Consider the following 12,863-nt stretch of genomic DNA (forward strand, 5'->3'; position numbering starts at 1 on the left):
CGGCGACCAAATTCTCGTATTCAAGGATCTCGGGCTTGTTTCCCAGGTTTTTGATGAGCAGACGCTCGACGCTCTGAAGGGGCACGTAGCCGTCGGGCACACGCGCTACACCACCGCTGGAGCTCCTGCGTGGGAGAATGCACAGCCGATGTTCCAGATGGCTTCCGACGGCACGGACATCGCGCTGGGGCACAACGGCAACCTGACCAACCACCTCACGCTGTTCCGTGAGGCAGTGGATAAGGGGCTGATGCGCGATCAGGGAGAGTTGCCTAGCGACTCCGCAATTATGACCGCACTGCTTGCCGACGAAACCGGCAAGGTTGATCACCCAGAAGACCACGGCTGCAGCACCAACGTGGAAGCGGCTGCGCTGACGCTTCTGCCGCGCCTGAAGGGGGCCTTCTGCCTTACTTTCACCGATGGCGAAACGCTGTACGCTGCGCGTGACCCACACGGTGTGCGTCCGTTGTGCTTGGGCCGCCTGTCCGGTGGCTGGGTAGTTGCGTCTGAGACCTGTGCGCTGGATATCGTCGGTGCATCATTCGTCCGCGAGATTGAGCCGGGCGAGATGGTGGCCATTGATGCCTCCGGTGTCCGTTCGCAGCGTTTCGCCGAAACTACCCACGCAGGATGCATTTTCGAGTACGTCTACCTGGCGCGCCCGGACTCCAACATCCGTGGTCGCTCTGTCAATGCCGTGCGCCTTGAGCTAGGTCGCCAGTTGGCGCGTGAGTTCCCGGCTGACGGTGACCTAGTAATGCCGGTGCCGGAATCCGGAACCCCGGCGGCGGTTGGCTATGCCCAGGAATCGGGCATTCCGTTTGGTCAGGGGCTGACCAAAAACGGTTACGTGGGCCGTACCTTCATTCAGCCTTCGCAGACGATTCGTCAGCTGGGCATCCGACTGAAGCTGAACCCGCTGAAGGAAGTTATCGCCGGTAAGCGCTTGGTCGTGGTTGATGACTCCATCGTCCGCGGCAACACTCAGCGTGCCCTGATTCGCATGCTGCGTGAGGCCGGTGCGAAGGAAGTGCACGTGCGCATCGCCGCGCCGCCGGTGAAATGGCCGTGCTTCTACGGCATTGACTTCGCCTCTCCGGGCGAGCTGTTGGCCAACGGCGTGGATGAAAATGACATCGTCGCCGGTATCGCAACCGCGATTGGTGCCGACAGCCTGGGATTTGTCTCCATCGATGGCATGGTCGCCGCTTCCGAGCAGGCAAAGACCGAAGTCTGTTGTGCCTGCTTCGATGGCAAGTACCCGCTGGGTCTGCCGGAGGGCAATCCGAATGCGGCAGCTGTGGAGAGGATGCAGGCAGCCCAGGCTGCCAAAGCCGCAACGAGCAATTAGCTTCGAAACCTCCTTAGAATGAACTACGAGAACTGAACCGAGAACAAGGCGTAAGCGGTGCTGTGGATTGCAGCCGTTGCTTTGTTCCCGGTCCGCCAATACTCCCGGATACGGCAGTAACGCCGCCCGGGGGAGAAAGTTTAAAGCGAGAGCCTCTAATGACCGAGAACGTTTCTGGTGCTTCCTACGCTGCAGCCGGCGTCGACATCGAAGCCGGCGACCGCGCCGTTGAACTATTCGCCCCGATTGCCAAGAAGGCCACTCGCCCAGAGGTCCGTGGCGGGCTCGGCGGTTTTGCCGGCCTGTTTGCACTGGGCAACTACGAAAAGCCGCTGCTGGCCGCATCCTCCGATGGTGTGGGGACCAAGTTGGCCGTGGCGCAGGCCGTCGGCAAGCACGACACCATCGGCCTGGACCTGGTCGCCATGGTCGTCGATGACCTGGTCGTGTGCGGCGCCGAGCCTCTGTTCCTGCAGGACTACATCGCAATTGGCAAGGTCGTGCCGGAGCACGTCGCCGAGATCGTTTCCGGCATCGCCGAGGGATGCGTCCAGGCGGGTTGCGCCCTCCTGGGCGGCGAGACTGCAGAGCACCCGGGTGTGATGGAACCAGGCGAGTACGATGTCTCCGCTACCGGCGTCGGTGTCGTGGAAGAGGACAAGCTTCTCGGCCCGGACCGCGTGCGTGAGGGCGATGTCATTATCGCCATGGAGTCCTCTGGACTTCACTCCAATGGCTACTCGCTGGCTCGCTACGTTCTCCTGGAGAAGGCCGGTCTGGAGCTCGACGGTTACGTCGAAGACTTCGGACGTACCCTCGGTGAGGAGCTGCTGGAGCCAACCAAGATCTATGCGAAGGACTGCCTGGCTCTCATGAACGAGGCAGAGGTCCGCACTTTCTGCCACGTCACCGGTGGCGGATTGGCTGGCAACATGGTTCGCATCATGCCGGAAGGCCTGACCGCTGACATGAGCCGCGCAACATGGACCCCGGGCCCGATCTTCAAGACCATTGCTGAGCTCGGCAACGTCTCCCGCGAGGAGATGGAGAAGACCTTCAACATGGGTGTTGGTATGGTTGCGATTGTTTCTGCAGAGGATCGCGATCGTGCACTGGCTCTGCTGACTGCCCGCCACATCAACGCTTGGGAGCTGGGTACTGTCCGCAAGAGCGAGGCCGGCGAGGATAGGGCTGTTTTACGCGGCAGCCACCCGCGCTTCTAAGCTTTGGCCTTCGGCTGGTCGGGACTGGGGCGGCTGGTCTACTGTGGAGGGTGGCCGACTGCTGAGCCGCCTACATCCGGGTTGAGCAGCTGAGATCCCCAAAACCACGGGCTGCAAATGTGAAACTGTGCGAGTTTATGGCACTTCCGAGCCGTTTTTCGGGCTATTTTTGTCATAAACGCAGTCAGTAACTCGGATCGATCCGCCACGGCCGAGCATAATCGGCCGAGCATAAACGCGGTCACTAAGCAAAAACAAGCACCCACCAACGGAATCGTTGGCGGGTGCTTGTTTTATTGAAATAGAAACGCTTTGCGGAAAATACGACAGCGGTTAGCTTACGCTAGCTGTCGCGACCAGCGCCTGAGGCCCATTCCTCCCAGTCAGAGTAATAGTCGTCTCGATCGGACTCGTTCGACTTGCCGACGAGTTCCCGCTGCAGACGCTCCAAGTCCATTTCTGGTGAATCGTACTTGAGCTGACGGGCAACCTTCGCCTGCTTTGCTTTCGCACGGCCGCGACCCATGGCCTGACCCCCTTGTGTAATCCGTGGGACGGCACGGGGATACGGCCGACCCACTTATGTCTTATTGCGTTAATTCCTGTAAGACACCATAGCTGATTTTTAGACGAAGGGGTTACGCGGGGAGGCCCATAGTGGGTTGTGTCCTCGCGCTCAGGCAACTCAATATGTACTGTGAACTGGGGGAATAACCTTTCTGAAAAAGAATGGGAAAAGTTATTTTTTCACCACTCTGTCTGGTGGCTTTACCTATTTCCCGTTACTTATTTCCCACGCAGGCGGTTGATGGCCACACGACCCGGTGGCAGCTGCTCGACGCGGTCGATGGAGGAAGGGTCGACGGCCACGGCGCAGTCACCCACCACAAGGCCCTCGCGTTCCTGCGCCGAGCGCTTAAGCAGAGCCAATGCAATCGGGCCGTAATCGGCATGTTGCACGACGGTGCCTACGCGGCCCACGGCGCGCTTGCCCATCATCACTGGATCGCCGGTTTCCGGCAGAGTAGCTGAGCCGTCGAGCTGCAGCATCACCAAAACTCGGGGGGAGCGACCAACATTGTGGACTCGAGACACAGTCTCTTGGCCGCGATAGCAGCCCTTGTCCAAGTGCACGGCAGCCGTGTCGAATTCAGAGGCAATCCAGCGCGGAGCCTCATGCGGAATCATCTTCTCATCTACATCGATTCCCAGCTCCGGCCGCAAGGAGACTACGCGTTCGGCCTCCCATCCCATCAGTCCAACTGGGGAGGCGCCAGCGGCCATCAGCGCTTCCCAAGCACCGACTAAATCCTGTCGGCGCACGAGCACATCCACACGTCCGCCGCGTGGCCAAGGCAGGTGTCGGACATAGGAATGCCCCACCGTCGTAGCCTTGCCCACCTGCGGGAATGCGAGGCCGGCGGACACCAGTACCTCAGGGGCATCCGGCCCCATGACGGAAATAACCGCCCGTTCTATCTCAGCAATTTCCACCTTGGACCAGAACACCATCATGTTCAGGTACTTCAGCAGGGAGTCGAAGCCAACAGGGGGCACGTCGATAAGCACAGAATCGTCCAAACAGTCAGCGTCATGTGGTGGAGAACGTGACCGTTGGCATCCAGGTTCAGGGCTTCAGTGACAGTGCCGGGGGTGGCATCGTCGACCTTCTGTGAAAAAAGTGTGTTGAGGTAGGTCAGGCGATCCTCGCCAGTAACCTCAATAACGCGGTAGTACGAGCGATCTACTACTCCGCAGTCCTCTTGTAGATGACGTTGCTCTACCAGTGGACGGCCGTAGTGCCATGCCACGCTAGCTTGCCCTGTGGTTTGCTCGACGTTTTTCGCTGAGGTTCCGTCTGGGGCGTTCTCTGAGGCCTTCTCTAAACCTACCGTCTGTCCGCCCAATTCGAGGGCAGCGGCACCAGCCACGTGAGACATCAAAGGACTTACATACTCAACACTCACTCCCTCATGTTAACCAGAAATCCCCAAATTAAGCATGGATTAAGCTTGTGTGTATGACGGATTCGCTTTCTTCTCTAGTGCTTATCGACGTCTTCGCAGACGGTGGCCCGATTGCTGTCGAGGCAGGACAGCCGTTCCTCTACGCGGACGATCTCGGAGCTATTCGCGGCGACGGAGTTTTTGAAACACTACTGGTCAGGGGTGGTCATACCTGCAATACTGACCGGCACGAGAAGCGGTTCGCATCGTCAGCGCTAATGCTGGATTTGCCAACCCCGGACCTGGAGCAATGGCGGGCGGCTACCGAGGTTGCACTACGGGAGTTGCGCGATAGGTCAATTGAGGGGGATGCGACGTTGCGGTGGGTTTACTCGCGTGGTCGCGAGTCCACTGGAAGGCCGACTGGCTACGTTTTGGCAAGCTCCGCGAAAAAGGTGGCGGAAAATCGCCTGAAGCCGGTATCAGTCATGCTTGCAGAGCGTGGTTTCTCGCTCGACCTTGGCTCCCGTGCACCGTGGGCGCTCATCGGCGCGAAAACGTTGTCATACGCGGCTAATATGGCCGCATTACGCTATGCCAAGTCCAAGGGTTTTGACGATGTCATCTTCACCTCCGCAGAGGGAAAGCTCCTGGAAGGCCCGACATCGACCATCATCGTTCAGCGCGGCAATGAGCTGCTGACCCCCAACCCCGGTGAAGGAGTGCTGCCGGGCACGACTCAGGCAGCGCTGTTTGAAACAGCTGCCAACTGCGGCTGGAAAGTCACTCCGACGGTTCTGGTACCAAGGGACCTATTCACCGCTGATGCGGTGTGGCTAGTGTCCTCGGTGCGCATCGCGGTCGTGGTTAAGTCCATCGATGGTGAGCCCATTCCGCAGCCGGATGTAGCTGCGGAAAAGGAATGCCGTGACCTGTGTGACGAGGCGCTGGCGACGCAGTAGGGCTTGTCGCAGTAGGGCGCCAAGCCGTAGTGCGCAAAGTAATAGGGCCCCGCAGCCAGGCCACACAGCGCCCGTCGTAAAGCGGGGGAGAACCTAGCCTGCGTAACGCTTGAGCTGCGCGGACATACGGGGAGTGAATTCCTCATCCCGCAGGCGTTCGTCCACCCAGCCGAGATCGTTGTTCGGCATCAGGCCGTAGAGGCGCTTGCCCGGGCCAAGTGATGCTGGACCGGTAGCAGTGACCATTGTGGAGGCTGCCTGCAGCTCCCATGCGCGCTCGGAGACCGGCTTGCCGTAGTAAATCTCAGTGACGCCGGTGGAGTGGACGCAGATGAACTCAATCTCGTCATCGTTGTTGATGCGCCAAAATCCCGTTTCGCGCTGGTCAGGGCCGGTTGGTTTGCCTTCTTCATCCAGCTTCCAGATGCGCGACTCATACTTCAGGTAGTTCTCGCCATCGTGGCTGAAGATAACCTGCTGGCCGAAGTTGTACTCACCGTCGACGACGGTGTTTGCCTGCCCCTCACCGCGCCACACGCCGACCAGCGGCAGTAGTGCCAGCAGGCCGTCGTGAATATTCGGGCCGAAGCGCAGGTTAGCGGTCTCGTCAGGGATCGGGAGCCCCTCAAGCTCAGTGATGTTGCGCGTAGCGGTGCTCTTGGCCTGCTCGGCCGCGCGGTTAATGGCCTCGTTGCCGTCGAGGCGAGGGGCTGCCGCAGCTGCAGGCTCCTGTGCAGCGGCGTCTGTCTGGTTGCTGCCATTGTTCTCGGTCATGCTTCACACTCTACCGCTGAAGCTCTTGTGGCCATGTATGGGCTGTTGGCGCATGGTGCCAACGCTGCAACGACGTTTAACGGCGATGCTTGACGACGGCCTTAGCGACGCACCCGACAGTTCTTCTCCGGCAGCTTCTCCGTGGATTGTGCTGACGCCTCGGCATCCTGTTGTGATGTCGGCGGCATGAAGTTCGTTGGCGACACGGTGCACAGAATCTGTTCGCCTTCGATGGTGATAGAACCGCCCGACACGTACACGCGAGTCGCCGGCATGCCCATCGGTATATCCGAATCTCGCAGTGTCAGAGCGAAGGTGTTCATGATGTGCTGCGTATCAGCCTCAGACAGCTCAGGTTTGACGTGGCTCTTAGAATCCGTTGGGGACGAGGGCGCAGAAATAATCTCCATCGGCGTAATGACCACGTCGCGGCTGACAATGCGCAACTTCGCCGTGACCTGAGTTTTTCCCTGCCATCCGGCTGGTGTGGCCTCGAAAATTGCCTCGGTCTCCCAGCCGCCGGTGGGGGAGGAGTCCTTCAGACTCTGGATGCTCAAGTCCGTCAGCCCCAGCTTGTTGCCCAGAGAGACGCCGTCGAGCGAGAGCTTGGTGAAGTACTGCTTCGTCGGCGACTCTGGGAAATCTCCGCTGAGCACTGCCGATGCTGGGACCTTAACGTTGGACGCTCCGTACTCCAGAGATACCAAGCCGAAGTCGGGTACCTCCACATCGCGGATGCGCGAAGTTACGGAGCTCCACTTACCCGTAACAAAAGAGGACAAGTAGGCCTTGCCACCGATGGCGACGTATGGGGTCATCTCCAGTTGTGCAGTCTCTTGAATATGCTCGGAGAGCTTGTACTCCGCATGGCTGGCGAAGCCCATGTCGGTGGCGATCACCAGCGCGGCAACGGCGAGGATGGAGCCACCGATTTTCTTCTGTCGTCGGGAAATGGACACACTCTATTAGTACCCCATCGCTTTTGGCCCAGCGGACATCGGGGAAGTGTTGAATCCGCGGCTGTGTATAGGGTGGGGCGTATGAACGTAACCGAACTGCTTGACGTAGACACCACCGCCGCCAGTACGCTACTGCAGCGCGCCCACTCCACCGACGGCGTGGAGGCGTTCGGCGAGGCTTTCGTCCGAGGGCTTGACGACGACTCTTTCGGGCATCGACACTTTGCGATTATCGAGAACGACCGTTATTTGGGCCTGGCAGCCGTTGCGCCAGATGCTATGGAGATGGTTGTTGATCCGGAGTTTCGCAGGCAAGGCGTGGGAGCGAAGCTGCTTGCGCACATCGATGCTGAAGTCGGTGAGCGTCTGCCTATCTGGGCTCACGGTGATGTCGCCGGTGCCAGCCGCTTGGCAGAGTTGACGGGACGCAAGGTTGTCCGCGAGCTGTTGCAGATGTCCGTTTCGGGCTCAGCGTTGGAGAAGGCGGCGGGGGACGTCGATAAGCGTGATGATGTTGAAGCCTTGACCCTGACTGCGGCACGTGCGAAGTGGGGCGCGGCAGCGGTAGATCGAGCGTGGTTGGCAGTGAATAACGAGGCGTTTGATTGGCATCCGGAGCAGGGGGGTTGGTCACAGCCACAACTCGATCGCGCTCGGGATGTGCAGTGGTTCGACCCGGAGGGCGTGTTCTTTGCTGCGGATGTGGCCGGGGCGCGCGACAGTGCGGAGGAGATTTGTGGTTTCCACTGGACGAAGTGGCACGCTGAGGAGTCTGTGCCAACTGGTGAGGTCTATGTGATTGGACTGAGCTCGAAGGCGCGCGGACGCGGTCTGGGGCGATGGTTGACCAATGTTGGGCTTTCCCATCTCCGGAGCCGGGGAGCGGAAAAGGTAATTCTCTATGTCGAAGGCGACAATGCTCCGGCAGTGCGCACTTACCGTGCGGTTGGCTTTGAAGTGGCTCGCCGTGATGTGATGTACGGCGCGTAAATGTGACGGTTCGGTTTATTGGAGGCGAGTTGTTGGGGAAGGGCTGAGTTATTGGAGAGGTTATTGGAGAGGGCGAGCTTAGGTTTGTCTCAGTTTTAGGTGGTTTTCCTCTGTCGCGGGGGCAATGATACTTGTGATTTTGGGGAGATGTTGTCCAATCCTCAGTGTTTCAGGGGCGCATTTTAGGGCCTCTTACAGGGGAAATGAGGATAAATAAAGAATTACTTGCGCCGTTCACCGATTGTTAATGTTTTGAACAGGTTCCGGTTACTATCGGTAGATAGGTTCAGCGCAGTGGACCGGAGTGTGGCGGTTCCACGAGAACTGTTTCACTCATTGTGTAAACCCGGAGGATTTACTGTGCTGAAGAAGAACCGTGCGGCATCCGTCATTGGCCTGGTCGCTGTTGCAAGTCTCACCCTGGCCGCTTGTGCTGAAGGGGGAACGCTGCAGGGCGAGGGCGCTACCTCGCAGCAGCGTGCGATGGACCTGTTCGCCACCAAGTTTGAAGAGGCCGGTTCGACCCTGTCGTACAACGCATCTGGCTCTGGTTCCGGTCAAACTCAGTTCATTGCCGGTACCGTTGCTTTCGCTGGCTCCGACTCTCCGCTGAAGGAGAAGGACGGCAAGGACCAGGTTGCAGAGGCTAAGAAGCGCTGCGATGGTAACGACGCATGGCACCTGCCGATGGTTATCGGTCCGGTTGCCGTTGCCTACAACCTCGAGGGCGTTGATGTCACTCTGACCCCGGCACTGGTTGCTGAAATCTTCGACGGCAAGATCACCAAGTGGAACGACCCGAAGATTGCTGAGGTCAACAAGGACGCGAAGCTGCCGGAGAAGGACATCAAGGTTGTCTACCGCTCTGAGGAGTCCGGTACTACTGATAACTTCATGAAGTTCCTGAGCGCAGCTGCTCCGGAGCAGTGGAAGCACGAGGCTTCCAAGTCCTTCCCGACTGCTACTGGACAGGGCGCTAACGGCTCGGCTGGTGTTGTCGACGAGGTTTCCAACATCGACGGTGCTATCACCTACGTTGAGGCTGGTTTCGCTAAGGACAAGGACCTGGGCATCGCCAAGATGGACTTTGGTCATGGCCCGGTTGAGCTGAACAACGACACCGTCGGTAAGGCTCTGGATTCCGTCACGTTCAAGACTGAGGGTCACGACATGGTTGTTGACACCGACGCTCTGTTCGCAATGGATGAGAATGGCGCTTACCCGCTGATTCTGACCACCTACGAAATCGTCTGCTCCGCTGGTTACGACGAGGAGACTCGTGATCTGGTTAAGAGCTTCCTGAAGGTTGTTCTGGAAGAGGGCCAGGGCCCAGAGCTCGAAGAGCTGGGTTACATCCCGGTTCAGGGTGAGTTCAAGGACAAGTTGTCCGCAGCGGTTGACGCTATCAAGTAATTCTTTGCGTGCAACGCGGGTGAAAGCAGAGTTGGTTCTGTTGTTACCCGGTTGGCGCGAGGATTACTTCAGCCGGCCACGCAGATTTGAGCTGTAGGCCGAAAACCTGACGTAGACCGGTTGGCTTTATATATCGACACCTCAGTTGATTGGGTACCGCTCGTAGAGGGGTACTGAGGCCAATCGGTCTTCATGTGCGTTGAAGCACAAATCACTTCTACTTAGGAAATGAGATCATGAGTTCCTCGACTCCCATTGAAGGGAAGCAGGAGGCTGTAGACAGCAGTCTGTTGCAGTCCTCAGCACCGCAGGTGGATTCCTCCGGCGACGAGAGCTCGGAAGAGCAAGCCATTCAGTCCGGCGTTGTTCGTCCTGGTGACCGAATCTTCAAGATTCTGGCGGTAGGATCTTCCGCATTGGTGACTGCTGCCATCATCGCAATTGCAGTGTTCCTGCTCCTGCGCGCAGTTCCGGCAATGTCCCGTAACGAAGCGAACTTCTTCACCTACACCGAACGATGGAACCTGGCGGATACCTCCGCCATGTACTTCGGTATTCCGAACATGTTTCTGGTGACCGTCGCGGTTTCCATCCTGGCGCTGATTCTGGCGATGCCGGTTGCGCTGGGTATTGCCATCTTCCTGACTGCCTATGCTCCAAAGAAGATGGTCAAGCCGCTGGGATACCTCGTGGATTTGCTGGCCGCAGTGCCGTCGATTGTTTACGGTCTGTGGGGCTTTATGGCTCTCGGTCCGGCATTGGCCGGTCTGTACGGGTGGTTGGCTAAGACACTGGGCTTTATCCCGATGTTTGCCCTGTACCCAAACTCACCGGCCTTCGAGACCGGTCGAAACCTCTTCACCGGTGGCATTGTGCTAGCAATTATGATTCTGCCGGTTATCGCGGCTACCACCCGTGAGGTCTTTGTTCAGACCCCGCGTGGTCACATTGAGGCATCGCTGGCTCTCGGTGCGACCCGTTGGGAGATGGTCAAGCTGGCTATTCTGCCATTCGGTCGTTCTGGCTTTATCTCTGGCTCGATGCTGGGTCTGGGACGTGCCCTCGGTGAGACGATGGCTCTGTACCTCGTGATCTCCCCGTCTTCGGCATTCCGTGGTTCGCTTTTCGACGGCGGTACCACCTTCGCAACCGCGATTGCCAATGCGGCACCGGAGTTCAATGACAACCTCAAGGCCGGCGCATACATGTCCGCAGGTTTGGTGCTGTTCTTGCTGACCTTCGTGGTCAACTCCGCAGCCCGAATCATTGCGAAGAAGTAGCAAGGTCGTAGGAAAAGAAACGAGAAGTAACAATGACTAGTTCAACTACTGATTCTTCGCCTCACGGCCCCGCAGACATGGTCCCCACCACGGAGTCGGCATTCACCCAGATTAAGGGTTCCCGCAAGGTAGCGGACAACGTCTCCACGGTCCTCATTTACTGCTGCATGGCTCTTGCCCTAATCCCGCTGGTGTGGGTTCTCTTTGAGCTTGTCGTCCGAGGTACCCCGTCACTGCTGAGTGGTGAGTGGTGGACTGCTTCCCAGCGCGGTGTCACCGTTGGTGCGTCTGCCGGCGGTGTTGCTCACGCAATCGTCGGTACCTTGGTTCAGGCTCTGGTCACAACTCTCATGACCGTGCCGTTCGGTATCTTCGTCGCCATCTACTTGGTCGAGTACGCAGGTAACTCCCGCTTGGGCAAGGTCACCACCTTCATGGTCGACATCCTCTCCGGTGTGCCGTCGATCGTTGCGTCGCTGTTCATCTACTCGATGTGGGTGGTCATGTTCGGCATGAGCCGCTCCGGCTTCGCCGTGTCGCTGGCACTGGTTCTGCTGATGCTGCCGATCGTGGTCCGCAACACCGAGGAAATGTTGCGCATCGTTCCGCACGAGTTGCGTGAAGCCTCTTACGCTCTGGGTGTTCCGAAGTGGAAGACCATTTTGAAGATTGTGCTCCCGACCGCACTGTCGGGCATCGTCACCGGCATCATGCTGGCCGTCGCCCGCGTTATGGGTGAGTCCGCACCGATGCTGATTCTGGTTGCAACCTCGCGAATCATTACCTACAACCCGTTCGGCCAGTCGCAGTCCTCGCTGCCACTGTTCATGCTGGACATGTACAAGGCCGGTAATACCGGTGCGGCATTCGACAAGATGTGGGGCGCAGCGCTCACGCTGGTTCTCATCATTGCCCTCATCAATATCCTGGCGCGCGTCGTATCCGCCAAGTTCTCCGTCAAGAGCAGTTAATGCTGGGCGCCTAACGTCCGCTATTTCAAGGAAGGTTTTCGAAAGACCATGGCTAAGCGCCTAGACCTTAACGATGTCAACATCTACTACGGCGATTTCCACGCTGTGCAGAACGTCGACCTGCACGTCCCGCCGCGTTCCGTTACCGCATTCATTGGCCCGTCCGGCTGTGGTAAGTCCACCGTGCTCCGTTCGCTGAACCGTATGCACGAGGTCATCCCGGGTGCCTACGTCACTGGCGAGGTGCTTCTCGACGGCGAAAACATCTATGGCCCGAAGATCGACCCGGTCTCCGTTCGTAACACCATCGGTATGGTGTTCCAGCGTCCGAACCCGTTCCCGACCATGTCCATCGAGGACAATGTCGTGGCTGGCCTGAAGTTGGCCGGTGTTAAGAACAAGGCTCATCTCCAGGAGGTTGCCGAGAAGTCCCTGCGCGGCGCCAACCTCTGGGATGAGGTCAAGGACCGCCTGGACAAGCCGGGCGGCGGCCTCTCCGGTGGTCAGCAGCAGCGTCTGTGCATCGCACGCGCAATTGCAGTTGAGCCGGAAGTTCTGCTGATGGACGAGCCGTGTTCCGCACTGGACCCGATTTCCACCCTGGCAATCGAGGACCTGATTCACGAGCTGAAGGAAGAATTCACCATCGTCATCGTGACCCACAACATGCAGCAGGCAGCTCGTGTGTCCGATCAGACCGCATTCTTCTCCCTCGAGGCAACCGGTAAGCCGGGTCGCCTGGTCGAGGTTGGCCCGACCAAGAAGATCTTCGAGAATCCGGACAAGAAGGAAACCGAGGACTACATCTCCGGTCGCTTCGGCTAAACGCTTTGCGTATGCCTTAATGGCCAAAATAATCAAAAAGCAAGAGCCCAGTACCTCACGCGTGTGCACGCGAGGTACGGGGCTCTTTTTGTTGTTGCGGTTTATGAGATTGCTATGTCGAGCACATGTTTTGCCACCCGATTGTCTAACCGCGGAGGTGTTTTGT

The 12,863-nt window shown here is 58.4% G+C and carries 13 protein-coding genes; 8 read left to right on the plus strand and 5 right to left on the minus strand.

The features are described 5' to 3' along the window. Both purF and purM read left to right on the plus strand, forming a co-directional pair. On the plus strand, positions 1-1,354 hold a 1,354-nt coding region (gene purF, locus HMPREF3011_RS01070; protein WP_070840992.1), incomplete at its 5' end, for an amidophosphoribosyltransferase. A gap of 158 nt (positions 1,355-1,512) precedes the next feature. Continuing rightward, on the plus strand, positions 1,513-2,577 hold the full coding sequence (gene purM, locus HMPREF3011_RS01075; protein ID WP_049181152.1) for a phosphoribosylformylglycinamidine cyclo-ligase: 1,065 nt from the start codon (positions 1,513-1,515) through the stop codon (positions 2,575-2,577). 343 nt (positions 2,578-2,920) lie between these two features. Here the strand turns inward: purM and HMPREF3011_RS01080 are convergent, their stop codons facing one another. The 3 genes from HMPREF3011_RS01080 to HMPREF3011_RS11305 all read right to left on the minus strand — a co-directional run bounded on the left by HMPREF3011_RS01080 (position 2,921) and on the right by HMPREF3011_RS11305 (position 4,517). Beyond that, positions 2,921-3,103, minus strand: a complete 183-nt coding sequence (locus HMPREF3011_RS01080) for a DUF3073 domain-containing protein (protein ID WP_005511943.1) — start codon at positions 3,101-3,103, stop codon at positions 2,921-2,923. Positions 3,104-3,363: 260 nt separating this feature from the next. After that, positions 3,364-4,158: a CAF17-like 4Fe-4S cluster assembly/insertion protein YgfZ gene (locus HMPREF3011_RS01085; protein WP_246821376.1), complete on the minus strand. Its 795-nt coding sequence runs from the start codon at positions 4,156-4,158 to the stop codon at positions 3,364-3,366. After that, the gene (locus HMPREF3011_RS11305; RefSeq protein ID WP_246821377.1) at positions 4,104-4,517 is read right to left on the minus strand and encodes a YgfZ family protein; all 414 of its coding nucleotides are present in this window, start codon (positions 4,515-4,517) and stop codon (positions 4,104-4,106) included. The genes HMPREF3011_RS01085 and HMPREF3011_RS11305 overlap by 55 nt, the downstream gene beginning before the upstream one ends. Positions 4,518-4,597: 80 nt before the next feature. On the opposite strand from HMPREF3011_RS11305, the gene HMPREF3011_RS01090 reads away from it, so the two are divergent. Then, complete coding sequence (locus HMPREF3011_RS01090) at positions 4,598-5,485, plus strand: aminodeoxychorismate lyase (protein ID WP_070840993.1); 888 nt, start codon at positions 4,598-4,600, stop codon at positions 5,483-5,485. A gap of 93 nt (positions 5,486-5,578) precedes the next feature. Here HMPREF3011_RS01090 and HMPREF3011_RS01095 read toward each other — a convergent pair whose 3' ends face one another. Beyond that, complete coding sequence (locus HMPREF3011_RS01095; RefSeq protein WP_038626478.1) at positions 5,579-6,259, minus strand: heme-binding beta-barrel domain-containing protein; 681 nt, start codon at positions 6,257-6,259, stop codon at positions 5,579-5,581. 101 nt (positions 6,260-6,360) lie between these two features. After that, positions 6,361-7,218 carry an LmeA family phospholipid-binding protein gene (locus tag HMPREF3011_RS01100; RefSeq protein ID WP_038626476.1) on the minus strand — a complete coding sequence of 286 codons (858 nt, stop codon included), beginning with the start codon at positions 7,216-7,218 and terminating at the stop codon, positions 6,361-6,363. A gap of 81 nt (positions 7,219-7,299) precedes the next feature. On the opposite strand from HMPREF3011_RS01100, the gene mshD reads away from it, so the two are divergent. The 5 genes from mshD to pstB all read left to right on the plus strand — a co-directional run bounded on the left by mshD (position 7,300) and on the right by pstB (position 12,697). After that, a complete protein-coding gene (gene mshD / locus HMPREF3011_RS01105) occupies positions 7,300-8,208 on the plus strand; it encodes a mycothiol synthase (RefSeq protein ID WP_038626474.1) in 909 nt (302 codons plus the stop codon). Positions 8,209-8,568: 360 nt separating this feature from the next. Beyond that, positions 8,569-9,621 (plus strand): phosphate ABC transporter substrate-binding protein PstS, encoded by a 1,053-nt coding sequence (pstS, locus tag HMPREF3011_RS01110; RefSeq protein ID WP_070560555.1) that lies wholly within the window; start codon positions 8,569-8,571, stop codon positions 9,619-9,621. A gap of 236 nt (positions 9,622-9,857) precedes the next feature. Continuing rightward, on the plus strand, positions 9,858-10,901 hold the full coding sequence (gene pstC / locus HMPREF3011_RS01115; protein WP_049181149.1) for a phosphate ABC transporter permease subunit PstC: 1,044 nt from the start codon (positions 9,858-9,860) through the stop codon (positions 10,899-10,901). Between the two features lie 77 nt (positions 10,902-10,978). Further along, positions 10,979-11,872, plus strand: a complete 894-nt coding sequence (pstA, locus tag HMPREF3011_RS01120; RefSeq protein WP_049181148.1) for a phosphate ABC transporter permease PstA — start codon at positions 10,979-10,981, stop codon at positions 11,870-11,872. Between the two features lie 48 nt (positions 11,873-11,920). Continuing rightward, positions 11,921-12,697 carry a phosphate ABC transporter ATP-binding protein PstB gene (gene pstB / locus HMPREF3011_RS01125; protein ID WP_016421380.1) on the plus strand — a complete coding sequence of 259 codons (777 nt, stop codon included), beginning with the start codon at positions 11,921-11,923 and terminating at the stop codon, positions 12,695-12,697. Positions 12,698-12,863: the final 166 nt, after the last annotated feature.

This window comes from Corynebacterium sp. HMSC074C04 (assembly GCF_001838295.1).
Lineage (GTDB): Bacteria > Actinomycetota > Actinomycetes > Mycobacteriales > Mycobacteriaceae > Corynebacterium > Corynebacterium amycolatum.